At 69.2% G+C, this 23,499-nt stretch carries 21 protein-coding genes and 2 pseudogenes; 15 read left to right on the top strand and 8 right to left on the bottom strand.

Annotated features, from left to right (window positions below; genetic code table 11):
- Nucleotides 1–132, top strand: a pseudogene (locus AOZ49_RS32730) (TerC family protein); the annotation flags it as partial.
- 46 nt (nucleotides 133–178) lie between these two features.
- On the opposite strand, the gene AOZ49_RS28060 reads toward AOZ49_RS32730, so the two are convergent.
- On the bottom strand, nucleotides 179–883 hold the full coding sequence (locus tag AOZ49_RS28060; RefSeq protein WP_054428699.1) for a serine aminopeptidase domain-containing protein: 705 nt from the start codon (nucleotides 881–883) through the stop codon (nucleotides 179–181).
- Between the two features lie 147 nt (nucleotides 884–1,030).
- On the opposite strand from AOZ49_RS28060, the gene tam reads away from it, so the two are divergent.
- The gene (tam, locus tag AOZ49_RS28055; RefSeq protein ID WP_054479036.1) at nucleotides 1,031–1,798 is read left to right on the top strand and encodes a trans-aconitate 2-methyltransferase; all 768 of its coding nucleotides are present in this window, start codon (nucleotides 1,031–1,033) and stop codon (nucleotides 1,796–1,798) included.
- Between the two features lie 12 nt (nucleotides 1,799–1,810).
- On the opposite strand, the gene AOZ49_RS28050 is transcribed toward tam, so the two are convergent.
- Entirely contained in the window at nucleotides 1,811–2,614 is an 804-nt protein-coding gene (locus AOZ49_RS28050) for an AraC family transcriptional regulator (RefSeq protein ID WP_054479034.1), read from the bottom strand.
- Between the two features lie 95 nt (nucleotides 2,615–2,709).
- On the opposite strand from AOZ49_RS28050, the gene AOZ49_RS28045 reads away from it, so the two are divergent.
- Nucleotides 2,710–3,939, top strand: coding sequence for an MFS transporter (locus AOZ49_RS28045; RefSeq protein WP_156355767.1), 1,230 nt, complete (start codon nucleotides 2,710–2,712; stop codon nucleotides 3,937–3,939).
- A 12-nt stretch (nucleotides 3,940–3,951) separates the two neighbouring features.
- Here the strand turns inward: AOZ49_RS28045 and AOZ49_RS28040 are convergent, their stop codons facing one another.
- Nucleotides 3,952–4,290, bottom strand: a complete 339-nt coding sequence (locus AOZ49_RS28040; protein ID WP_054479032.1) for a protealysin inhibitor emfourin — start codon at nucleotides 4,288–4,290, stop codon at nucleotides 3,952–3,954.
- Nucleotides 4,287–5,351 carry a M4 family metallopeptidase gene (locus AOZ49_RS28035; protein ID WP_054479027.1) on the bottom strand — a complete coding sequence of 355 codons (1,065 nt, stop codon included), beginning with the start codon at nucleotides 5,349–5,351 and terminating at the stop codon, nucleotides 4,287–4,289. Before AOZ49_RS28035 ends, AOZ49_RS28040 begins: the two co-directional genes overlap by 4 nt.
- Before the next feature lie 249 nt (nucleotides 5,352–5,600).
- On the opposite strand from AOZ49_RS28035, the gene AOZ49_RS28030 reads away from it, so the two are divergent.
- Complete coding sequence (locus AOZ49_RS28030) at nucleotides 5,601–6,248, top strand: DMP19 family protein (protein WP_054428694.1); 648 nt, start codon at nucleotides 5,601–5,603, stop codon at nucleotides 6,246–6,248.
- Here AOZ49_RS28030 and AOZ49_RS28025 read toward each other — a convergent pair.
- Nucleotides 6,245–7,681 (bottom strand): aminotransferase-like domain-containing protein, encoded by a 1,437-nt coding sequence (locus tag AOZ49_RS28025; RefSeq protein WP_054479024.1) that lies wholly within the window; start codon nucleotides 7,679–7,681, stop codon nucleotides 6,245–6,247. The genes AOZ49_RS28030 and AOZ49_RS28025 overlap by 4 nt on opposite strands.
- A gap of 125 nt (nucleotides 7,682–7,806) precedes the next feature.
- On the opposite strand from AOZ49_RS28025, the gene AOZ49_RS28020 reads away from it, so the two are divergent.
- Nucleotides 7,807–8,592 (top strand): arylamine N-acetyltransferase family protein, encoded by a 786-nt coding sequence (locus AOZ49_RS28020; protein ID WP_054479022.1) that lies wholly within the window; start codon nucleotides 7,807–7,809, stop codon nucleotides 8,590–8,592.
- A gap of 12 nt (nucleotides 8,593–8,604) precedes the next feature.
- Here the strand turns inward: AOZ49_RS28020 and AOZ49_RS28015 are convergent, their stop codons facing one another.
- On the bottom strand, nucleotides 8,605–9,042 hold the full coding sequence (locus AOZ49_RS28015) for an anti-virulence regulator CigR family protein (protein ID WP_054428691.1): 438 nt from the start codon (nucleotides 9,040–9,042) through the stop codon (nucleotides 8,605–8,607).
- A 326-nt stretch (nucleotides 9,043–9,368) separates the two neighbouring features.
- Here AOZ49_RS28015 and AOZ49_RS28010 point away from each other — a divergent pair, with 326 nt between their 5' ends.
- The gene (locus AOZ49_RS28010) at nucleotides 9,369–10,208 is read left to right on the top strand and encodes a prohibitin family protein (protein WP_369815888.1); all 840 of its coding nucleotides are present in this window, start codon (nucleotides 9,369–9,371) and stop codon (nucleotides 10,206–10,208) included.
- Here the strand turns inward: AOZ49_RS28010 and AOZ49_RS28005 are convergent.
- On the bottom strand, nucleotides 10,201–12,297 hold the full coding sequence (locus tag AOZ49_RS28005; protein ID WP_054428689.1) for a PTS sugar transporter subunit IIC/EAL domain-containing protein: 2,097 nt from the start codon (nucleotides 12,295–12,297) through the stop codon (nucleotides 10,201–10,203). The two genes, AOZ49_RS28010 and AOZ49_RS28005, sit on opposite strands and share 8 nt — an antisense overlap.
- Nucleotides 12,298–12,578: 281 nt before the next feature.
- Between AOZ49_RS28005 and AOZ49_RS28000 the strand changes: the two genes are divergently transcribed.
- The 4 genes from AOZ49_RS28000 (at nucleotide 12,579) to fhuE (ending at nucleotide 17,010) form a co-directional block, all read left to right on the top strand.
- Nucleotides 12,579–12,821 carry a hypothetical protein gene (locus tag AOZ49_RS28000; protein ID WP_054428688.1) on the top strand — a complete coding sequence of 81 codons (243 nt, stop codon included), beginning with the start codon at nucleotides 12,579–12,581 and terminating at the stop codon, nucleotides 12,819–12,821.
- A 96-nt stretch (nucleotides 12,822–12,917) separates the two neighbouring features.
- The gene (locus tag AOZ49_RS27995; protein ID WP_054428687.1) at nucleotides 12,918–13,421 is read left to right on the top strand and encodes an RNA polymerase sigma factor; all 504 of its coding nucleotides are present in this window, start codon (nucleotides 12,918–12,920) and stop codon (nucleotides 13,419–13,421) included.
- Between the two features lie 52 nt (nucleotides 13,422–13,473).
- The gene (locus tag AOZ49_RS27990) at nucleotides 13,474–14,469 is read left to right on the top strand and encodes a FecR family protein (protein WP_054479020.1); all 996 of its coding nucleotides are present in this window, start codon (nucleotides 13,474–13,476) and stop codon (nucleotides 14,467–14,469) included.
- Nucleotides 14,470–14,601: 132 nt separating this feature from the next.
- Entirely contained in the window at nucleotides 14,602–17,010 is a 2,409-nt protein-coding gene (fhuE, locus tag AOZ49_RS27985; protein WP_082380611.1) for a ferric-rhodotorulic acid/ferric-coprogen receptor FhuE, read from the top strand.
- Between the two features lie 62 nt (nucleotides 17,011–17,072).
- Here the strand turns inward: fhuE and AOZ49_RS27980 are convergent.
- A pseudogene (locus AOZ49_RS27980) lies at nucleotides 17,073–17,771 on the bottom strand (SDR family oxidoreductase); the annotation flags it as partial.
- A gap of 151 nt (nucleotides 17,772–17,922) precedes the next feature.
- On the opposite strand from AOZ49_RS27980, the gene AOZ49_RS27975 reads away from it, so the two are divergent.
- From AOZ49_RS27975 to AOZ49_RS27955, 5 genes are all read left to right on the top strand, one after another.
- Complete coding sequence (locus tag AOZ49_RS27975) at nucleotides 17,923–18,711, top strand: LysR family transcriptional regulator (RefSeq protein ID WP_054479014.1); 789 nt, start codon at nucleotides 17,923–17,925, stop codon at nucleotides 18,709–18,711.
- A 105-nt stretch (nucleotides 18,712–18,816) separates the two neighbouring features.
- On the top strand, nucleotides 18,817–19,326 hold the full coding sequence (locus AOZ49_RS27970) for a sigma-70 family RNA polymerase sigma factor (protein ID WP_054479012.1): 510 nt from the start codon (nucleotides 18,817–18,819) through the stop codon (nucleotides 19,324–19,326).
- The gene (locus AOZ49_RS27965; protein ID WP_054479008.1) at nucleotides 19,323–20,336 is read left to right on the top strand and encodes a FecR domain-containing protein; all 1,014 of its coding nucleotides are present in this window, start codon (nucleotides 19,323–19,325) and stop codon (nucleotides 20,334–20,336) included. Before AOZ49_RS27970 ends, AOZ49_RS27965 begins: the two co-directional genes overlap by 4 nt.
- Nucleotides 20,337–20,447: 111 nt before the next feature.
- The gene (locus AOZ49_RS27960; protein WP_369815887.1) at nucleotides 20,448–22,910 is read left to right on the top strand and encodes a TonB-dependent siderophore receptor; all 2,463 of its coding nucleotides are present in this window, start codon (nucleotides 20,448–20,450) and stop codon (nucleotides 22,908–22,910) included.
- A 79-nt stretch (nucleotides 22,911–22,989) separates the two neighbouring features.
- Nucleotides 22,990–23,499 (top strand): sigma-70 family RNA polymerase sigma factor (locus AOZ49_RS27955; protein ID WP_054479006.1); only part of this gene is annotated, 510 nt, incomplete at its 3' end.

Below are 23,499 nucleotides of genomic sequence, written 5' to 3'. Positions count from 1 at the left end.
TTCATCGGCAAGATTCCCGCCGTGGTGTCGCTGTCGGTGACCTTCGGCCTGATCGGCGGCGGGGTGCTGTTCTCGCTGTGGAAGACCCGCTCGGGGGGGGGGGCGTCGCAACCCGAGCTGAAGACGGAGTAAGCGCGTACGGCGCGTGTGAAGGGCCCGCCCATGGCGGGCCCTTTTTTCATCGCGGGGCCGCCTCGAGCGTGCGCAGGAAATCGGCGATGGCCGCGGCGGCGGCCTCGGGCGCGGCCTGCAACAGGCAGTGCGGCGCGTCGATCTCGACCCGGCGGGTCTGCGGCGCCAATTGCTCGACCAGCGCGGCGGCGGCGGGCGGCACCACGCGATCGTGGCGCGCCTGCAGATACAGCAGCGGCAGGCGCACGCCGGCAAACGCCGCGCGCTGGTCGGCGGCCATCACGGCCTGGAGGCGGGCCCGCATGACGGCGGGCGCCACCTGCGCGACGGCCCGGTCCAGCGCGGCGCGCAGCGCCGGCGTGCCGTGGGCGCCCAGCAACAGGTGATGCAGGACCGCGCGCGGCAGCAGCGTGACCGGCAGCCAGCTGGCCAGCGGCCGCGCCAGGCCAAGCCGCGGATGCGGCGCGCGCACGAACGAGGCGCACAGGATCAGGCCGCGCAGGTTCGGCGGCGGTGCGGCGGCGATGGCGGCGCCCAGGGGGCCAGAGAAGGATTCGGCCAGCAGCACGAAGGGCGCCTGCGCGGGCAGGGCCTGTCGCACGCGCTGTTCCAGCGCGGGGTAACCGAGCGGCTCGCGGACGGGATAGCGCAGCACCACGGGCGGCGGCGCGCAGGGCAGCGCGGACAGCAGCGGATCAAATAGCTCGCCGGTGCCGTCCATGCCGGGCAACAGGACCAGTTGCAGGGGCATTCATCAGGTTCCGATTGGGGATAGCCGCATTCTGACAGGGTGCCGGCATATTCAGTGGATATGGATAGGTAGCCCTATATATATTTGTCATATGGAATGGCGCGGCGTAGAGTGCGGAACGTACCCAGACCCACGCAAGGAGCCGTCATGACCTGGTCCGCCAAACAGTATTCCGCCTTTGAAAACGAACGCACCCGTCCGGTGCGCGATCTGGTCGCGGCATTGCCCAACGAGAACGTCGCGAGCGCCGTCGACCTGGGCTGCGGCCCCGGCAACTCCACCGAAGTGCTGGCCGCCCGCTACCCGCGGGCCGACGTGACCGGCATGGACAGTTCCGACGACATGGTGGTGGCGGCGCGCAAGCGCCTGCCGTCGATCGCGTTCGAACTGGCCGATATCGAGACCTGGAATCCGCCGCGCCAGTACGACGTGATCCTGGCCAACGCCGCGCTGCAGTGGGTGCCCGACCACGCGACCCTGTATCCGCGCCTGGTGGGCAAGCTGGCGCCGGGCGGCAGCCTGGCGGTGCAGACGCCGGACAACCTGGAAGAGCCGGCCCACAAGCTGGCGCGCCAGGTCGCCGCCGACGGCCCCTGGGCCGCCAAGATCGGCGACGTCAAGCATCCGCCGCGCCACAGCGCCGCCTGGTACTACGAACTGCTCAAGCCGCATTGCGACCGCCTGGACGTGTGGCGCACTACCTATCTGCACCCGCTGGCGGGCGCGCAGGCGGTGGTGGAATGGTTCAAGGGCACGGCCCTGCGGCCCTACCTGAACAAGCTGGACGCCGCCGAGCAGGCCGCGTTCCTGGCGCGCTACCAGGAAGAGATCGCGCGCGCCTATCCCGCGCTGGCGGACGGCACGGTGCTGCTGCCGTTCCCGCGCCTGTTCCTGGTGGCGGGGCCGAAGGGCTGACGCCCGCGCGCCTCAGGCGCCGTCGCGGCCGTCGGCCTTGCCGGCGAAATAGCGCGCCGGCGTCTGCCCCAGCGTCTTGCGGAACATGGTGATGAAGGCGCTGACCGATTCGTAGCCCAGGTCCTCGGCGGTGCGCTGCACCGACACGCCCGACGACAACCGCTGCAGCGCCATGACGATGTGCATCTGCTGGCGCCAGCGGCCGAAGCTCATGCCGACCTCCTGCCGCACCAGGCGCGCCAGCGTGCGCTCGCTCATGGCCAGGCGCCGGCCCCATTCGGCCACCGTGCTGCGATCGGCGGGATCGGCGTGCAGGGCCGTGGCGATCTCGCGCAGGCGCGGGTGTTCCGACAGCGGCAGGTGCAACTGCTCGGTCGGCATCTGCGCCAACTGTTCGACCAGCACCGCGGCCAGCCGGCGGTTGGCCGGCTCGGCGGTGGCGGCCGGCGAAAGGTCGGCCAGGTGAATCATCAGCTCGCGCACCAACGGCGTGATCGCCAGGGTGCAGCACTGGCGCGGCAGGCCCGGGGTATCCGCCGGCACGAACAGGAAGCAGACCCGGCCGTTGTCGGTGACCCGGTTGCTGTGCGGCGTGCCGCCCGGAATCCAGACGCCGTAGCGCGGCGGCACCATCCACAGGCCCTGCGGCACCGTGCTGGTCACGGCGCCCTGCAGCGACAGCACCAGCTGGCCCATGCGGTGCCGGTGGGTGGGGGACTCGTGGCTGTTCCGGGCCGCGTCCACACGCATGGCGTAGGTCCATTGCGTGGGCATGTCGGGATCGAAATAGGGGCTGTGGGCTTCCGGCGGATACATGGGGTGGCCGTGGGGTGTCCCGGGTTGGCAGGATTTAGGGATATCTTGTCATTATCTCGAAATTCAGCAGCGATGGCATTGCCTAAGCTGTCGTCATGAATCCTTCCCAGCCTTCCCCCGCTTCCCAACGCCCCGTCCTCCTGATCGTGGGCATCCTCTTCATCGCCATGGCGCTGCGCGCGCCGGTCACCGGCGTGCCGCCGCTGGTCGGGCTGATCCGCGAACAGCTCGGCCTGTCGAACACCGCCGCCGGCATGCTGATCACGCTGCCGCTGCTGGCGTTCGCCGTGGTGTCGCTGGTGTCCGCCGGCATGGCGCGTCGCCATGGCCTGGAACGCACCCTGTTCTTCGCGCTGCTGCTGATCGGCGGCGGCATCGTGCTGCGCAGCCAGGGGCAGGCCTGGGCGCTGTATGCCGGCACCGCCGTCATCGGCTCGGGCATCGCCATCGGCAACGTGCTGCTGCCCAGCCTGCTCAAGCGCGATTTCCCGCAACGCCTGGCCGGCCTGACCTCGGCCTATGTGCTGACCATGAGCATCGCGGCCGGCGCCGCCTCGGCGCTGGCGGTGCCGCTGGCCAGCCTGGCCGGCGGCGACTGGCGCATCTCGACGCTGTGCATGCTGGTGATTCCGCTGGCCGGCGCGTTGCTGTGGCTGCCGCAACTGGCCAACCACACGCCGCCGGCGTCGTCGACCGCGCACGCGCCGCATGGCGGCCGCCTGTGGCATTCGCCGCTGGCCTGGCAGGTCACGTTGTACCTGGGCATCAATTCGTTCGTGTTCTACGTGGGGGTGAGCTGGCTGCCGGCGATCCTGCGCGACGCCGGCTACTCGGCCGAGCGCGCCGGCTCGCTGCATGGCCTGCTGCAACTGATGTCGGCCGGGCCGGCGCTGTTCCTGGCGCCGGTGGTGCGCCGCATGAAGGACCAGCGCGCCGCGGCGTTCTGCTCGGCGGCGGCCTCGCTGGTGGCGTTCAGCGGGCTGATCGTGGCGCCGCGCTGGGCCACGCTGTGGATCGTGCTGCTGGGCCTGGGCACCGGCGGCGGCATCATCCTGGGCCTGATGTTCGTGGGCCTGCGCGCCAGCCATGCGCAGCAGGCGGCCGCGTTGTCGGGCATGGCGCAATGCATCGGCTATCTGTTCGCGGCCAGCGGGCCGACGCTGGTCGGCGCCCTGCATGACCGCCTGGGCGGCTGGTCGGTGGCGCTGGGCCTGTGCGCCGGGCTATGCGTGGCGATGGCGGGCTGCGGCCTGCTGGCGGGCCGCAATATCCAGGTCGGCCAGTTCCGCGCGCACGCGGCCGAACCGCAACGCAAGGCGAGCTGAGGCGGCCAGTCCTCAGGGCGGCCCGGCCTGGCTGCGCCACAGGCGCACCAGTGTGTCGGGGGCCTGCGCCTCGGGCACGTCGAACGCGAGGCTGGCGCTGTCGCCGCTGGCCGGATCGCGGAACACCACTTCCACATGAAAGTAGCGCTGGTCGCCGCCCCGCGCGGCGCAGTCCGGGTTCGCCAGCGGCGCGGTGCGGCGCAGGGCGTCGCCGACTTCCTGGCGCAGGTCCGGCGGGCAATCGGCCAGGTCGATGCTGCGGGTGCGCGCCAGGCCGGGCAGGTACGCCAGCCCGCCTTCGCGCGTCAGGCTGACGCGCAGCGTGAGTTCGAGCGGCGGCAGCGCGATCATGGCTGTATGCCCACCGCCGCCCAGGCGCCGGCCACGGCCTTGTGCGCGGCATCGCCGCGTACGCTGCGCGCCACGTCGAGCGTCAGGCGCGCGAAGGCGGCGAAGTCGGCGTCGTGGCGCAGCCGCTTGTCGCGCAGCGTGTCGTACCAGATGCGGCCGGCGACTTCCCAGGCCGGGCCGTCGAGCGCGGTGGCGGCCAGATAGAAGGCGCGGTTGGGAATGCCCGAGTTGATGTGCACGCCGCCGTTGTCCTGCGGCGTGTCGACATAGGCGCTCATGTGCGCCGGCTGCGGATCCTTGCCCAGCACCGGATCGTCATAGGCGCTGCCGGGCTCGGCCATCGAGCGCAGCGCGCGCGCCTTGACCTTGGGCAGGAACAGGCCCTGGCCCACCAGCCAGTCGGCCTCGCGCGCGCTCTGGCCCAGCGCGTATTGCTTGACCAGCGCGCCGAACACGTCGCACAGCGATTCGTTCAGCGCGCCCGACTGGCCCTGATAGGCCAGCGCCGCCTCGCTGTCGATGACGCCGTGGGTCAGTTCATGGCCGATGATGTCGACCGCCACGGTGAAGCGGTTGAAGATCTCGCCATCGCCATCGCCGAACACCATCTGCGAGCCGTTCCAGAAGGCGTTGTCGTAGTCTTCGCCGTAATGCACGGTGCCCACCAGGGGCAGGCCGGCGCCGTCGATCGAGTCGCGCTGGTAGACGTCGTGGAACAGCTTGTAGGTCGCGCCCAGGTGCGCATAGGCCTCATCGACCGCGGCGTCGCCGCTGGCCTTGGCGCCTTCGGCGCGCACCAGCTTGCCGGGCAGCGTGGTGGTGTTGCCGGCGTCGTGCACCGCGCGTTGCGGCGTGCCGGGCTCGCCCTGCCGGCGCGGCGCCGCCACTTGCGAGCGCGGCGGCTGCGCCGCCATTTCACGCAGGCCGCGCTGCTGCTGGTCGATGATGAGGGTCTTGACCGCCGGCATGCTGACCCGCGCGTCGGCGTGCTGCGCCAGGCGGTCCAGGACGTAGGGCGGAATCACGCCGATCAGGGGCGTGGACGCGGAAGGGCGTGGCATTGTCGGTCTCCATTCGAGGACATTGCGGACGCGGCGCGCGGGCCGTACCCGAAGGCAGGCTTTACGGTAGCAGATGGGTCGCGCGCGGGGGCGTAACAGGATGCGGCGTGATGCTAGAGCCTGTTCACACTACAAGGAGCCTCGCGCAGGCCCTGGAACGATAAGCGCGCGGCGCCGCCTCGACGTCCGCGATCCGATCCGTTATCTTCAGCGCGTTGCGCCACCGCCGCTTTCATTTCGAGACACCGCATGTCCGCCGCCGACTACCGCATCCGCCATCTCGCGCTGACCGATACCCACATCCTGCTGACGCTGGCCGACGGCCGCGAGCTGCGCGAGCCGATCCGGCGGCACATCCGGCTGGAGAAAGGCAGCCCGGCCGAGCGCGCGCAATGGCAGCTGGTGGACGACGACCATGGCGTGGTCTGGCCCGGCCTGCTCGCGCCGTCGCCCGAAGGCATGCTGAACGTGCGCGACCTGCTGTGGGACGCGCACTACGAGAAGGCGCTGGCCGCGTTGCAGGCCGCCGGCTGGCAACTGGACAGCCTGCCGCAGCGCGAGCAGGAACTGGTCGCGTTGTGGCGCATGGAAGCCGACATCAACAACGGCGGCTTCATGCAGTTTCTGTGCAACTGGGGCGACCCGACCTGCCAGTTGGCGCTGCTCGCGCTCAGGAAGATCGGCGCCGAGCGCACGCTGGCCATCGTGGCGGCCATGCGCGGCCTGATCGATCGCTTCGAGGCCGCGCCCGAGGTCATCGAACTCAACGACATCTATGGCGCGATGACCGAGGCCGAGCAGACGCGCCTGCAGGAGCTGGACGAGGCCTACTTCGAATACCCGGACAACCTGGCCCGCCTGGGGCTTGCCTGCTACGACGCCGGCGAAAGGCCCTAGCCGGCCGGCCTGGCGCGCATCGCCTGTCCCAGCGCGCGCAGGCCGGCGGCCAGCGGCGGCGTCCATGGGCGGGCGATGTTGAGCCGCAGGCAGTTGCCGTACTTTCCCGACGCCGAGAACAGGGCGCCTGGCGTGTAGGAAATGCCCTGCCGCACCGCCGTGCGCAGCAGCGACAGCGTGTCGATGGGCTCTGGCAGTTCCAGCCACAGCCACCAGCCGCCCTCGGGGCCGCTCACCCGGGTGCCGGCGGGGAAATGCTGGCGCACGCTGTCGCGCGCGGGCGGCACCACGGCGGCCAGCCGGGTGCGCAGCTTGCGCAGGTGGGCGGGCAGCTTGCCGCTCTTCATGTAGTCCGCCAGCACCTGCTGCTCCAGCAGCGGCGCGGCCAGGGAGTTGCTGACCTTCAGCGATTCCAGCTGCCGGTGGCGCTTGCCGCCCAGCACCCAGCCCAGCCGGAAGGCGGGCGCCATGCTCTTGCCGCATGAGCCGCAGTAGATCACCCGGCCGTCGCGGTCCCAGGCCTTGATGGCTGGCGGGCGCTCGGTCTTGTGGCCCAGGTCGCCGAAGGCGTCGTCCTCGATCACGGTCAGGTCGTGGCGCTGCGCGATCTTCAGCAGGCGCTGCTTGGCGGCGTCGGGCATGCAGTCGCCCAGCGGGTTCTGGAACGTCGGCATGACGACCACGGCGCGCACGTCGGGCTGGTGCTCCAGCGCGTATTCCAGCGCCTCCAGGCTCAGCCCCTGGCCGGGCACGCAAGGGACCTCCAGCGCGCGCATGCCGAGGTGCTCGATGGCCTGCAGCAAGCCGAAGTACACCGGCGATTCCACGATGATGGTGTCGCCCGGCCGCGCCGCCGACCGCAGGGCGATCTGCATGGCCTCGGTGGCGCCATTGGTGATCAGCAGATCGTCGGGGCCGGCGTCGATGCCGCACGTGGCCAGGTGCGCCAGCAGTTCGGTCTTGAAGGCCGGCAGGCCGGTGCCCGACGGATAGGCGCCTAGCGCCAGCGGCTGCTGGCGCAACTGGCGCTGGGCGATGCGGGCCAGGGCGTCGCATGGATACCATTCCGGCGCCGCGCTGGCCAGGTGCAACGCCAGCGGCAGCGGCTGCGCGGTCAGGGCGTAGAGCTGCGTCATGCGGTGCTGCAGAGAGGCCAGGCGGTCGTATTCCACGCCGGCCGGCGGCGCGGCGGGGGCGGCGGGCCGGGTCGGACGCAGCGCCTTCCAGTCGGCCACATAGGTGCCGGACTTGTAGCGCGCCTCGGCATAGCCGTCGCGCTCCAGCTGCCGGTAGCAGCGCACGGCGGTGGCGACGCTGACCGCGTGCTCGGCCGCCAGTTCGCGCACCGAGGGCAGGCGCTCGCCCACTGTGTATTCCGAGGCATGGATGGCGGTTTTCAGGCGGGCCGCGAGCCGGGCATAACTGTGCTGCATGACAGATGCGGAAAATGGATATCTGTACAGCATAGCCCGCCGTCGCCCTGTCGCCGCCGGGAGCGCCGGCCGGGAGGCATGATGGGCCTTTCCCCGCTACTTCACCCCCTTCGAAGGCGCATGCCATGCACGCAGCAAATTTCACCCTGTCCCGTTACCTTGAACGCATCGGTCACGCCGGCGACCTCCGCGCCGACAGCGCCACGCTGGCCGCGCTGATGCGCCGCCAGTTGTTCAGCGTGCCGTTCGAGAACCTGGACGTGCAGGCCGGCCGCGTCGTCTCGCTGGCGCCCGAGGACATCGTCGACAAGATCCTGGCCCGTGGACGCGGCGGCTATTGCTACGAGGTCAACGGCCTGTTCGCGATGGCCCTGCAGGCCCTGGGCATTCCCTATCGCTTCGTCGCGGCCCGGCCCATGTTCTATCCCGTCAGGCGGCCGAAGACGCACATGGCGCTGGTGGCGCGGGTCGAGGGCGCCGACTGGCTGTGCGATCTGGGCTTCGGCAGCTATGGCATCCGGGCGCCGCTCAATCTGGCCGATCTGGACCGCGAGGTGCGCCAGGACATGGATGCCTTCAGGCTGAGCCGCGCCGAGGGCGGCGAGTATCTGCTGCAGGCGCGCGCGGCCGGCCAGTGGCAGAACCAATATGGATTCGACCTGTCGCCGCAGGAGTGGATCGATTTCGCGCCGGCCAACTACCTGAACTCGACCCACCCCGATGCCATCTTCGTGCAGAAGCGCGTGGTGGTGCTGCATGCCGAGTCCGGCCGCAGCATCTTGGTCGGCAATACGCTGAAGGTGGTGGCGGCCGATGCCGTCACGGAAACCCTGCTGGACGATGCCGCGGCGGTCGCGGCGCTGCGTCAGCGCTTCGGGCTCGATCCGCGCGCCGCGGAACGCGCGGCGTAGCGCCGCGCCGCCTCAATCGAACACGCCCGCCAGTACGTCGGCGACCACGCCGCTGGCGATGGCGATCAGGATCAGGTCGTTGCCCGCCACGCGCCATTCGTAGCCGGCATGTACCGGCAGCCGGGCCAGCATCGGGCCCGGCACCATCTTCTTGGCGATGCCGGGGGGCAGCGGCTTGCCGCGCGCCAGGTTCTTGCGGATGCCCGGCGGCAGGGAGCCATAGCCGGTGGCGCCGGCCTGCACCGCGTAGCCGCGGGCGGTCGAGATGCTGATGCCGGCGGTGGTCAGGGTGACGTTGATGCCGGCGTCGTCGTCCCGGCCCTTGTTCTTGCCGTTGCCTTGCCCGGCATGGTCCGGTTTTCCCCGGTTCTCCGGCGGCGCCGACCAGGCGGGCTGGATAATGGCGGTACAGGCCGCGACGGCCATGAGAGCGGCGAAATGACGGCGCATGATGCGATCCCTGAATTGCGGTGCGGCCAGCGTATCGTATCGCTGGAACGCGCACTGTCTCCGTTGGCAAGCGGTTTTTCTCATTGCAACAACCGTAACCTTGCAGCGCGCTGACTCAAGCTAGAATCGCTCGCTTCTATTCCGGGGGGGAATGCCAGATGCGATATTTCCTGATCTTGGTGGGGGCGGCCGTGGTCGCCTATTTGCTTGCGCGCGGCATCGCCGCCGTGCTCTCGGATCGTAAACGCAACAAATCAGAAAGGGACTGAAAAGTGAAGCCGACCGACCTCCAGATCGTCAAGTCCGTCAAGCCGCGCAGCCTCAAGGTGGGCATCATCACGGGCGTGCTGTTCGTGCTGATCCTGTGCCTGGCGTTCGGTTCGTGGTTCCAGGTGGACCAGGGCGAACGCGGCGTGGTGCTGCGCAACGGCAAGCTGGTGCGCGTGTCCGAACCGGGCCTGGATTTCAAGACGCCGTTCATCGACAACGTGATGACGGTGTCGGTGCGCGACCACACCTTCGTGTTCGAGAAGCTCGAAGCCTACAGCTATGACCAGCAGCCCGCCACGCTGCGCGTGTCGGTCACGTACCGCGTGCCGGCCGAGCATGTCGCCGAGCTGTACTCCGAATACGGCACCATCAACAACCTGCAGATGCGCGTGCTCGAGCGCAAGACCCCTGACGCGGTCAAGAACGTGTTCGGCCAGTACACCGCCGTGCGCGCCATCCAGGAACGCCAGAAGCTGGGCCTGGACGTGAACAACGCCGTGCTCAAGACCATGGAAGGCGCGCCGGTGCAGGTGGTGGGCGTGCAGATCGAGGAAGTCGGTTTCTCGCAGGCCTACGAGCACTCGATCGAACAGCGCATGCTGGCGCAGGTGCAGATCGAGACCACCCGCCAGCAGAAGGAAACGGCGATGATCAACGCCGAGATCCAGGTGGTCAAGGCCAAGGCCGAAGCCGATGCGCGCCGCCAGCAGTTCACCGCCGAGGCCGACGGCATCCGCATGCGCGGCGACGCCGAGGCGGCGGCGATCCGCGCCAAGGCCGAAGCGCTGGCCGCCAACACCAACCTGGTCAGCCTGAACGCGGTCGAGAAGTGGGACGGCGTGCTGCCGTCCACGCAGGTGCCGGGCGCGGCCCTGCCGTTCATCGGCATCAAATAGCGGCGGCGCTGTCGCTGTGCGCGGCGGCCGGCATGCGCCGCCGCGCGAATTCCACCAGATGCTCGCCTGACAGCGCCTTGCTGTAGAACCAGCCCTGCACGACGATCTCGGCGCTGGATTCGAGCGCGGCGAGCTGCTCCTGGGTTTCCACCCCTTCGACGATGATCTGCAGGTCCAGCGCCTCGCAGAAGCGCAGCAGGCCGCTCATGACCTGGGCGCCGCGCGCGCTGCTCTGGGCCAGCACGAAGCTGCGGTCGATCTTGACCGCGTCGATCTCGAACTGGTGCAGGTAGCTCAGCGCCGAGTAGCCGGTGCCGAAATCGTCGATATACACCTTGCAGCCGATGCCGTGCAGGCGGTCGAACGCCGTGTGCAGCGCCTGCGCGTCCTCGACCAGCGCGTCCTCGGTCAGCTCCACCGACACCTGGCCCTGGGCCTGTTCCAGCACCTTGACGAGCTTGTCCAGATACGACTCCGAGGTCAGCGTGCCGCTGGTGACGTTGACGGTCAGGGGCAGGGTGAAGCCGGCCTTGCGCCAGGCCAGGCATTGCAGCACCGCCTGCTTGGCCACCCACAGGTCCACTTCGCGCATCAGGTCGGCCTGCGCCAGCCAGCGCAGGAATTCCAGCGGCGCCTGCTGCGTGCCTTCCGGACCGGTGGCGCGCAGCAGCGCCTCGCAGCCGGTGCAGCGGCCGCTGCGCAGCGAGACCTGCGGCTGGTATTCGAGATAGAAGTCGTATTCGCTGATGGTGCGGATGCGCGAGATCTCGGCGCTGCGGCGGGCGCGGTTGGTGTAGGTCGAGACGACCGGGTCGTGCGCGAACAGCAGCGATTCCTCCTGCAGGCGCGGGAAGGTGGTGTCGAGCGACTTGAAGTAGACGGTGGCGTCGGCCTTGCGCTGGCGTTCCAGCGCGACCACGAAGGGCGCGTAGAGGCAGGCCCCCAGCGCGATCAGCACCACCTGCAGCACCACGCCGCCCAGGTGGCCGCCCGCGCTGAGATAGGCGTTGAGCAGCACCGGCGAGGTCAGCGGCAACGTGACCGAGGCGGGCGGGATCCAGCCCAACTGCACCACCGCCAGCGCCACCAGCGCGTTGCAGACCGGCGCCAGCACGAACGGGATCAGCAGCCGCGGATTCAGGATCAGCGGCAGGCCGAACAGCAGGATCTCGTTGACGTTCAGCAGCGATACCGGAATGCTGGCCAGCGCCAGCAGCCGCAGCGACTCGCTGCGCGAGAACACCAGGATGGCGGCCACCAGCGACAGCGTCGCCCCGGCGCCGCCAATGAACACGAAGGCGCCGAGCAGGCTGCCATTCAGCGCGTACATGCCCTCGTGGCCGGCGGCGATGCTGGCCGCGTTCAGGGCGGTGGCCTGGTCCAGCACATCGATGACGGGCGCCATCGCGTGATAGCCATGGATGCCGAAGAACCAGAAGATCGAGTTCAGCGCGGCCGTCATCGGGCCGGTGGTGAAGGGGCTGTCGAGCGAGGCCAGGTCGAGCGGGATGTCGAACTGCGCCACGCCGGGAATCCGTATCAGCGCGCTGACCGCGAGCGCCACCGCGCCGGCGGTCAGCAACCCCGGTATCACCATGTTCAGGGTGCCGCGCACGTTTTCGCCGATCAGGCCGTCGGGCGCCAGCCGCGTCCAGCGGCGCCGGTGCAGCCAGGCCAGCAGCGGCAGGCTGCCCAGCGGCAGCAGGATGGAGATGCTCAGGATCAGGGTGGCGGCCGCGTGCGGGTAGGGCGCCAGCAGGCCCTCGGCGATCACCACGTACGACAGACACAGGAACGCCGCCGGCAGATTGGGCACGCGGTGGCGGATCGACAGCATGTAGCCGACCGAGGTGCTGACCAGCATCGGCATGACGCTGTTGAGCTTGGCATGCACCGCGGCCAGTTCCTGCACCACCGTCGAGGACAGGCCGAGCTGCCCGGCCACCACCGACAGCACCAGGAACAGCGCCGACACGAGCAGGCACGGCATCGTCCAGAGCAGTCCTTCGCGGATGGCGCGCAGCGCGCTTGCGCTGGCCAGGGCCGCCAACCGATCTTTCGGATAGCGCATGAAGCTCGATGTCGGCATACCGGTCGCCCTCAGAAGCCCGCTACCGAGGGCGGGCTGGCCCGGGACGCGGCTGCGTCGCCGGACCCGGTTTGTAAGAATCCTTTGCCGCATCCTAGCGCCTCAGTTCCCGACTTAGCAATCGCGTTGCCGAAAAAGCTTAGGGATTCCCCTCTGTCAAGAATTGAAAAGCGGGCGCATCGTGCACGTATCGGGAGAAGGCGGCGCGCTACCATCGGGCGCAAGCCCCTGTTTGGCGGGAGCCGCGGTTTCAGGACAGGCTATACCGAGAGGGAGACACGATGTCGCAGTTGGAGTGGGTGCCCGGCGACAAGACGCCGGAACGGCAGGGCTATTACGAGACGCGGCTGGACACCGGGGACACCGCGATCACGCTGTACAGCGTGCTGGGCTGGATGCCGGTCAAGGCGCCGGGCAGCATGGTCAGCTGGCGCGCGCTGCCGCCGGCCGCCGAGCGGCAGGAGGCCGAACGGCACATCCAGGAATTGCGGGCGGCGCAGAGCCACGTGCCGATGGATTACTAGCGGGGCGGCGGGCAGGCAAGGGCGGCGTGGCCTTGCGGTAATGAGAATTGTTTGTAAAATCCGCAGCGTCGCCACACTACGCCACCGGATCGTTCCATGTCCCGCCCCGCCTCGACCCGCCCCGGATGGCTCGCCTGCTATGACGAGCTGATCGGCGCCTGGAGCCGCCGCTCGGGCAACCGGCACGATGCCGAAGACGCCGCCCACGACGCGGTCGAGCATCTGCTGAAGGCGGATGGCAGCGTGGCGGCCAAGGCCCGCGGCTATCTGTTCCAGGTCGCCGGGCATCGCCTGATCGACCGCTGGCGCCGCCAGCGGCGCGAGCAGCACGTGCCGCTGGACGAACTGGACGAGCATGACCAGCCCGCGCAGACCGATCCCGAAGCGCCGCTGCGCGCGGCGCGGCTGGCCGACGATCTGGCGCGGGTGCTGGGCGAGCTGCCGCCCAAGTGCCGCCAGGCATTCGTGTTGAACCGGATCGAGGGCTGGACCCAGGCCGAGGTGGCCACCTACATGGGCCTGTCCAAGAATATGATTGAACGCTATGTCATGCGAGCGATCGAACACGTGCGGGAGCGCCTGCACGAGCACAATCCATGACGCAGTTTTCCTTCAATTCATGTCCACGCCCGCGCGTGGACGGCAGCCGACGATGACCGAGTCCTTTTACCGTGACGCCGACGACCCGAGCCAGCCCGCCACCGCCGCCTGGTGGTTTGCCCGCTGGCATTCGGGCGACATGACGCGCCGCGAGCGCCGCGCCTTCGCGCGCTGGCGCCGCGAGCAGCCGGACGCGGCGCGCGAATTCGACCGGATGCAGCAATTGGGCAAGGCGGCCGAACAGCTGCCGCAAGACCGGGTGCGGGCGCTGCTGGGCGGCGCCGTGCCGGCGCGCCCATCGCGCCGCCGCGTCGCGATGCCGCTGCGCGTGGGCATCGCCTGCGCGGCGCTGGCGCTGGTCGCGCTGGCCGGCTGGTGGAGCCTGCCGGGCGAGGCGCCCACCTTCACCACCGTGGTCGGCGCCGACCGCGGCGAACGCAAGCAGGTCACGTTGCCCGACGGCTCCGTGCTCGACATCAACGGCAATACGCTGGCCGAGGTCAAGTTCTACGCGGGCCGCCGCGAGATCGAACTGCAGGGCGGCGAAATCCTCTTCAGCGTCAGCCCGGAGGCCGAGCGTCCCTTCATCGTGCGCGCCGGCAGCGGCGACGTGCGCGTGACCGGCACCGTGTTCGACGTGCGCCGCGACGAGGACGTGGTGACCGTGCTGGTGCGGTCCGGCACGGTGGAAGTCACCGGCGGCCATTGGTGGAATCTCGGCCTGGCGGTGCTGCGCGGCGGACACGGCATCCGCGTGCCCGGCAGCGGCGCCATCGGCGTGCCGGCGCCCACCGATGTCGATACGGCATTGGCCTGGCAGACGGGCCGGGTGGTGTTCAAGAATGCGCCGCTGGCCGAGGTGGTCAGCGAAATGAACCGCTACCTGGCCACGCCGTTGCGCCTGGCCGACAGCAAGAGCGGGCGCTTGCGCGTCTCGGCCTCGTTCAGCCTGGATCGTCCCGAGGCCCTGCTGGAAGCGCTGCCGGCGGTGGCGCCGGTGAAGCTGGCGCCGGCGGCGGACGGCGCCATCGACATCTCGGCGCGCTAGGCGCGTGCGCCGTTACAAAATAATCAGGCCCGGCATTCAGGTTTTTTCGCAGCGGCATCGTTCTACCCAGGAAGGCGCGTCGCGCCGCGTCCCCCCGAAGGGACTTTCCTGTCCATCGTCGAACCGAAACCGCTGCTGACCGTGAATGCTTCTTCCAGGCGCCGCCCGCGCGCCACGCACCGCTTTACCCTTTCCTCCCTGATGCTGTCGCTGGCCATGGCGGCCGGCGCCTGCGGCGCGGCCCAGGCCCAGCCGCAGACGCCCGCGGTCGCCGTCGACATCGCCCCGATGCCGCTGGGCGACGCCCTGTTGCAATGGGCCGCGCAGACTCGTCAGCGCGTGTTCTACGCGCCCGAGCTGGTGGCCGGTCTGCGCTCGCCGGGCCTGCGCATGAGCGGCAGTCCGGAGCAATCGCTGGCCCGCCTGTTGCAGGGGACCGGCGTGGCTTATCGCTGGCAGGGCGACAGCATCGTGCTGACGCGCGAGGGCGAGGAGGTGGCCAGCCTGTCGCCCGTGAAGGTGCTGGGCGCCGGCGATCCCGCGGTGACCGAGGGATCGGGCTCCTACACCACGCCGGCCACCTCGGCGGCCACCGGGCTGGCGCTGTCGCTGCGCGAAACGCCGCAGTCCGTCACGGTGGTGACGCGCCAGCGCATCGAGGACCAGAACCTGCGTTCGCTCGACGAGGTGATGGGCAACGTGGTGGGCGTGCAGGTGGTGGCCGAGGACAGCGACCGCACCGACTTCTGGTCGCGCGGCTTCTACATCGACAGCCTGCAATACGATGGCGTTCCCACCACGATCGGCCTGTCGATGTATGGCGAGTCGGACAATGATTCCATCATCTACGACCGCATCGAGGTGGTGCGCGGCGCCACCGGCCTGATGACCGGCGCGGGCAATCCGTCGGCCTCGATCAACCTGGTGCGCAAGCATGCCAACAGCCGCGAATTCACCGGTTCCGTCAACGTCGGCGCCGGCTCGTGGAACCAGTTCCGCAGTTCGCTCGACCTGAGCACGCCGCTGAACCAGGCGGGCACGGTGCGCGCGCGCATGGTGGCGCTATACCAGAACAAGGATTCCTACATCGATCTGTATCACGCCGACAAGAAGGTGTTCTACGGCGTGATCGATGCCGACCTGACGCCGTCGACCACGCTCAGCGTCGGCATGGACTCGCAGGACAAGCGGCCGCGCGGCACCACCTGGGGCAGCCTGCCGGTGGTGTTCAGCGACGGCACGCCCACCGACTGGCGCCGCTCCAAGACCACCGCGGCGGACTGGACCTATTGGCACACCACGCAGCGCACCACGTTCGCCTCGCTCACGCACCGGTTCGACAACGACTGGGAGGCGAAGGCCGACTGGTCGTTGCGCAAGAGCAAGTACGACGCCAAGCTGCTGTACCTGTACGGCCAGCCCGACCGGGAAACCGGCGCCGGCCTGGGCGCGTTGCCCGGCTACTGGAATTCCTACGCGCAGCAGACCGCGCTGAACCTGCAGGTCAAGGGGCCGTTCCAATTGCTGGGGCGTCGCCATGAACTGGTGCTGGGCGCGATGCGCAGCCGTTACAGCGAGGATTTCTACAGCTACGGCCGCGCCGGCGCCATGCCGGACACGGGATCGTTCTACGATTGGGATGGCAAGTATCCGCAGCCCGAATGGACCACCTCGACGCTGCGCGACACCGTGACGCATCAGCGCGGCGCCTATGCCGCGGCGCGCTGGTCGCTGAACGACAGCCTGACCCTCATCACCGGCGGCCGCTACGCGACCTGGCAATCGCGCTCCCCGACGCGCGACCAGAAGGACTCGCGCCTGATTCCCTACGCCGGCCTGGTGTACGACATCAACAGCACCTACTCGGCCTACGTCAGCTACACCGACATCTTCCAGCCGCAGGACTATCGCGACCGCAACGGCAATTACCTGGATCCGGTCGAGGGGCAGAACTACGAAGTGGGCGTCAAGGGCGAGTACCTGGACGGCAGGCTCAACGCATCGCTGGCGCTGTTCAAGGTCAAGGAAAGCAAGACGGGCGTGCCGGACGCCGGCTACATCGTGCCGGGATCGACCGACAGCGCCTACAAGACCGCCGACGGCGTGACCACGCGCGGCATCGAGATGGAAGTGACCGGCCAGATGGCGCCGGGCTGGAACGCCACGCTGGGCGGCACGTACTACACCAGCCGCGACGTGCATGGCGTATCGGTCAACACCGAACGCCCGCGCGCCACGGCGATGCTGTTCACGACCTATCGCCTGCCGGGCGCGTGGAGCAAGCTGACCCTGGGCGGCGGCGTCAATTGGCAGATCAGCACCTACACCAACGTGGAGCTGGACGAAGGCAGCGTCACCGCCAAGCAGAAGGCCTACGCGCTGTTCAACCTGATGGCGCGCTACGACTTCAATTCCCGCCTGTCGGCGCAATTGAACGTGAACAACCTGTTCGACAAGAAGTACTACCTGGGCGGCGTGGCCAACCAGGTCTACTACGGCGAGCCGCGCAGCGTGTTCCTGAACCTCAAGGCGACGTTCTAGCGTCCCGAGCCGCGGCCCGCGCCCGCGCGCGGGCCACGCCGGACGCGGCGCGTCCGCCGGCCTCAGGCCTGCTGGCGGGTCGCCGCCAGCACGATCTCGCGGATGCACACGCCAGGCGGTTGCGAGTAGGCGTAGTACACCGCGTTGGCCACGTCCTCGGCGGCCAGCACCTTGCCGCCCATGTCGGCCTTCCAGTCCTGGTAGCCGCTCTTGATGCCTTCGTCGGTGGTGTGGCTGAGCAGCTCGGTCTCGACCGCGCCGGGGGCGATGGTGACCACGCGCACATTGTGCGGCGACAGTTCCTCGCGCAGGTTTTCCGACAGGCCATGCACGGCGAACTTGGTGCCGACGTAGGCGACGTGGTTGGGGAAGGTCTTGCGGCCCGCCACCGAGCTGATGTTGATGATGGTGCCGTGGCCGCGCTCGACCATGCCGGCGGCGACGGCGTGCACGCCGTTGAGCAGGCCCTTGACGTTCACGTCCAGCATGCGGTCCCACTGCGCCGGATCCTGGCGCGTGATATCGCCCAGCAGCATGACGCCGGCGTTGTTGACGATGGCGTCGGCGGGGCCGTACTGGGCCTCGGCCTCGCGCAGGGCGGCGGCCAGCGCGGCGCGGTCGGTCACGTCGACCTGGCGGGCCAGCGCATTGGGCAGGTTCAGGGCCTGCATCGGCGCCAGCCGGCGCGCCAGCAGCAGCAGCGGATGGCCGTGCGACGAGAACAGGCGGGCGGTGGCCAGGCCGATGCCGGAACTGGCGCCGGTGACGACGACGAGGGGGCGTTGGGGGGGTAGTCATGGTGAAGACTCCAGGTATCGGTTATTCATATGCCGGAGGGGCTGAAAACGATTCTAGGCCCGGCTTTCACGCTTGAAAAATGGTTTATTCTTCTCGCATCAATCGGGAAAACTTATGGATAGCCGCCAGCTCAACGCCTTCATCGCGGTCTTCGAGGAACGCAACATCACCGCCGCCGCGCAGCGGCTGCACCTGAGCCAGCCGGCCCTGTCGGGCACCATCAAGAGCCTGGAGAGCCTGCTGGGCGCGCAGCTGTTCGAGCGCCAGGCGCGCGGCGTGTCGGTCACGGACGAGGCCCGTATCCTGTATCCGCAGGCGCGCCGCCTGGTGGCGCAGACCGAGTCGATGGCGCGCCAGTTCCGCCAGGATGCCCGCCTGGCCGAGCTGCGCATCGGCGTCGAGGGCGAGATCGCGGGTGCGCACATGCGCGCGTTCGTGGCGCGGGCGCGGCAGGCGGTGCCCAATCTGTTGCTGCATTTGCTGGAAGGCTGCGTCGGCGACGCCCGCCTGGCGACCGAGGACGAGCGCTGCGAGGACGAACTGTTCGTGCCGCTGTGGGACGACCCCTATGCCATCGCGCTGCCGGTCGAAGCCGCCGAGACCGCCGCGCCGCACTGGATCGTCTGTCCCGATCATCCGAGCCATCAACGCCTGCTGCCGTACTACGGCGCGGCCGCCGGCGCGCCCGCCGCCCAGGCCGGTTCGTTGCGCCTGGCGCTGGAGCTGGCGGCGGCCGGCGTCGGCGCCTGCATCGCCCCGCGCTCGCTGATCGCGCAGCAGCCGGGCGTCGCGGCCCAGGACCTCGATGGCCTGGCGCTGTCGCGCCGCGTCGGCCTGTGCTATGCGGCGCAGGCGCTGGACAAGCCGGCGCTGGCCTTGCTGGCGGAACAGTTGCGCCAGTGACCGCAGGGGCGGGGGTGACCTGGCGGAAAAGGCCGGTCCATTTATAATTGAGAATAATTTCCATTATCTCAACTACCCCGGTGGACCGGCCGAGGCCGGATCGCGATGCCTCCCTCTTCCTGCGCGCCCCATGCCGAGGCGCAGTCCGTTTACCTGGCCCACCACCATTGGCTGCGCGCCGTGCTGCAGCGCAAGCTGGGCAACGCGTCGGACGCCGCCGACGTGGCGCACGACACCTTCGAACGGCTGATTCGTGCCCATCCCGCCGAACCCCTGAGCGAACCGCGCGCCTATCTGCGCACCATCGCCAACCGCCTGCTGATCGGCCGCGCGCGCCGCGCCGCGCTCGAGACCGCCTATGCCGAATCGCTGGCCCTGCAGCCGGTGCCGGTGGAACCTTCGGTCGAGGCCCGCGCCTTGATCCTGGAGGCGCTCGAACAGGTCTGCGAGTTGCTCGACACCTTGCCGATGACCAGCCGCCGCATCTTCCTGATGGCGCAGCTCGACGGCATGTCCAACGGCGAGATCGCCGAGCGCCTGGGCCTGACGCCCAACGCCGTGCAGAAATCGCTGGCCCGCGCCCTGGTGCGCTGCTACACGGCGGTGTACGGTTGAGCGGCCGCGCCGAGGGGGCCCGCCTGCTGAGGCCGCACGCGCCGGAGGCCGGCAAGATCGATCCCAAGGTGATCCGCCAGGCGGCCGACTGGTGGGCGCGCTTGCGTGACGGCGGGACGCCGGCGGACCGCGACCACTTCGAGCGCTGGCGCCAGGCGCTGCCCGCCCATGACCTGGCCTGGCAACGCCTGGTCGCGCTCACGCAAGGGGTATCGCAGGGCGTGCAGCAGGCGGGGGCGGGCGTGGCCTCGCGCGCGCTGCAGCAGGCGCCGTTGATTCGTTCGCGGCGCAACGCGATCCGCTGGATGGTGGCGGCGGCCGGCGTCGGGCTGGGCGCCTGGGGGGCGAGCGATCGCGAGGTCCTGCGCGGCCTGGTGGCCGACCTGCGCACCGGCACCGGCGAACGCCGCAGCGTCACGCTGGCGGACGGCACTCGCGTCGAACTCAATGCCGGCAGCGCGCTCGACCTGCGCTATACCGATACCCGGCGCGAACTGGTACTGCTGGAAGGCGAGATCCTGGTGACCACCGCCAGCGATCCCCTGGGCCGGCCGTTCTCGCTGCGCACCGGCGCCGGCGTGCTGACGCCGGTGGGCACGCGCTTCCTGGTGCGCGACCTGGGCCATGGCCGCGCGCGCGTGGCGGTACTGGAAGGGGCGGTGGACGTGGACTGTGGGCCGGCGGGCGGCGCGCCGCGCCGGGTGATGGCCGGCAGCCAGGCCGAATTCTCGCGCGCCGGCGCCTTCGACGCGGTCGCGCTGCGCCCCGAGGTGGCGGCCTGGCTCGATGGCATGTTGCTGGCCGACGCCATGCCGCTGGCCGATTTCCTGGCCGAACTGGGACGCTATCGCCCCGGCGTGTTGCGCTGCTCCCCGGATGCGGCGTCGTTGCGCGTGGTGGGGGCGTTTCCCGTGGCGGATACCGACCAGGTCCTGGCGATGCTGCAAGAGGTACTGCCGGTGCGGGTGCGGCGCTACACGCGCTACTGGGTCAACGTCGGGCTGGCCTGACGCGGCCAATGTGTAACTGAAACGGCGGAATGGCGGATCTCGCGCTTCATGTAGGGAAAGCAGCCCCGACGACGGGCGGCGCCGATCCCTCATGACACAGGACTTCTCTCCATGCCTCGCCACCTTCCGCTCGCGGCCCCCACCGTGAAAGCCTCCCGCCGCGTTCCGGCGACTGCGCGGCTGCGCGCCGCCTTGTCCCTGGCATTGCCGCTGGCGGCCGCCAGCGGGTCCGTCGCCGAGGTCCATGCGCAGGCCGCGCCGCGCACCGTCTCCTTCTCGGTGCCGGCCGGCGCGCTGGGCGGGGCATTGGGCACATTCGGCATGCAGGCGGGCGTGATGGTGGCGTCCGATCCGGCGCTCACCCGCGATGTGCGCACCGAGGGCGTGACGGGGGCCTATCCGGTCGACGCCGCGCTCGAACGGCTGCTGGCGGGCACTGGTCTGCAGGCCGTGGTGCGCGCCGAAGGCGGCTATCGCCTGCGCCGCGCGGTCGATCCGCAGGCGGCGCTGCTGGCGCCCGTGACGGTCACCGGCAGCTATCAGGCCACCACCGACGGCACCGGCTCCTACACCTCGTCCGCGGCCACCATCGGCAAGACCACCCAGGCGCTCAAGGACATTCCCCAGTCCATCACCATCGTGACGCGCCAGCGGATGGACGACCAGGACATGACCAGCCTGCCGGACGCGATCAACAACACCACCGGCATGGTGGGCGTGCAGGGCGTGGGGCCGGGCATTGCGATCAACGCGCGCGGCTTCCCGGTGGACATGCTGCAATACGACGGCGTGCCCCTGCTGCGCAACAACTACAGCCTGGGCAACTGGGAGCAGGATTCGCTGGTGTTCTATGACCGCGTCGAAATCCTGCGCGGCGCGGCCGGGCTGCTGCAAGGCGCCGGCAGCCCCGGCGGCGCGGTCAATCTGGTGCGCAAGCGGGCTGGCGCGGAGCCGTCAGTGGTCGTGACCGGCAAGGTCGGTTCCTGGGACCGCTATGGCCTGCAGCTGGATGCCGGCAGTCCCTTGAATGCCTCGGGTTCGCTGCGCGGCCGCGTGGTGCTGGACGATGAGCGCAGCCATTCCTACATGGACTACGTGTGGGACAAGACGCGCAATGTGTATGCCGCGCTGGACTACGACATCAGTCCGGATACCACGGCGGGTATCGCGGTCAGCAACCGATTCAGCCGTTCGCGCCCGATGCTGGTGGGTTATCCGCGCTTCGCCGACGGTGGCGATATCGACCTGCCGCGCTCGACCTTCACCGGCTCGACCTGGAACCGCGCCAAGAACGACCAGACCGTGTTCTACGCGGACCTGGAGCACCGCTTCAACGAGGCCTGGCGTTTCAAGCTGGGCGGCGTCGCCATGAACGAGAAGAACACCAGCGTGCATCAACGCGTGGCCGATTCGGTGCAGCGTGATGGTAGCGGCTTGTCCTACGGCAATTTCGGCGTGGATTTCAGCAGCCGGCAGCGCGGCCTGGACATGTCGGTCAGCGGCGATTTCACTGCGTTGGGGATGAAGCAGGAAGTGGTGCTGGGCGCCAACTATTCCAAGCTCACCACCCAAGACCGCTTCACGCGGGCATGGAGCAATAGCGACGGCAACATCTTCGATATCGACCACAACCGGCCCTGGCAGGACATCGACTCCATCGCCGCGGCAAGCGGCTATGACAGCCGCAGCAGCTACGACATCCGCCAGAAGGGCATCTACGGCACGTGGCGCGTCAAGCCCACCGAGTCGCTGGCGCTGATCGGCGGCGGCCGCGTCGGCTGGTACGACTTTGCCTACCGCTCCGCCGGCGAAACCTCGGCCACGACGGAGTCCGGTCGCATGATTCCCTATGCGGGCATCGTCTACGCGTTGAACAGCAACTGGTCGGTCTACACCAGCTATTCGTCGGTGTTCGAACCGCAAACCGAGCGCACTGTCTCGGGCGGGCTGCTCAAGCCGGTGGAAGGCGCCAATTACGAAGCCGGTGTGAAGGGCGAGCTGGCTGACGGCCGCGTCAACGTGGCGCTGGCCGTGTTCCGCTACGACCACAAGAACCGCGCGGTGACCGACTACGAAAGCGGCTTCGCGTGCGATGGCTGGTATTGCTCGCGCGCGGCCGGCGAAGTGCGCAGCCAGGGCTTCGAGGCGGAAGTGTCGGGCGAGGTGATCCAGGGCCTGCAATTGTTCGCCGGCTACACCTACAACACCACCAAGTACCTGGCCGATCCCGACAACGAGGGCAAGATCTTCAACACCTGGACCCCCAAGCACATGCTGCGCCTGTGGGCCAACTACAAGCTGCCGGGCGCATGGAACCGCCTGAGCGTGGGCGCGGGCGTCAACACGCAGACCCATACGCTGAGCTCCGATCGCAAGTTCGCGCTGGCCGGCTTCACCGTCTGGAACGCGCGCCTGGGCTACCAGGCCACGCCGGAAGTGAGCGTCGGGTTGAACCTGAACAATGTCTTCGACAAGAAATACTATGTGCCGTCCTACAACACGCTCAGCAGCAACAACTACTACGGCGAGCCGCGCAATGTCATGCTGACCGTGCGTTACACCCCCAAGCTGTAGGGAGGGCGGCGGGAATCGGGAATCCGGAATGGGATAAAATAGTAACAATTCCCATTTAGATTCCACCGCGAGACGCGCCGTGTCCTCGACCGATTCCCTGCCCACCGACACCGTTACGCGGATCTATCGCGAGCATCACGGCTGGCTGTCCGTCTGGCTGCGCAAGAAGCTCGGCAACTCGTTCGATGCCGCCGACCTGGCCCACGACACCTTCGTGCGCCTGATGGCGGCGCGGGTGCGCGCCGGCGGCGGCGACGAGCCGCGCGCGCTGCTCACCCATATCGCCAAGGGCCTGGTGGTGGACCACTGGCGCCGCCGCGCGCTGGAAGACGCCTACCAATGCGCGGCCGCGCAGTTGCCGCCGCGCGAGGTGCCGTCGCCGGAAGTGCGGGCGCTGATCCTGGAAACGCTGTACGCCATCGACGCCACCTTGCGCACGCTGCCCGCCAAGACCCGCGCCATCTTCCTGGCCTCGCAATTCGACGGCATGGCGTATGCCGATATCGCCCGCGCGCAGCGCGTGTCGCTGGCCACGGTCAAGCGCCACATGCAAAAAGCGCTGACGGCCTGCCTCATCGCCTACCAGGGG

It is taken from the genome of Achromobacter sp. 2789STDY5608615 (genome assembly GCF_001298995.1).
GTDB classification, from domain to species: Bacteria; Pseudomonadota; Gammaproteobacteria; order Burkholderiales; family Burkholderiaceae_B; genus Achromobacter; species Achromobacter insuavis.
Note: the sequence above shows the minus strand (reverse complement) of the source record. Positions and strands in the feature narration are given on the sequence as shown.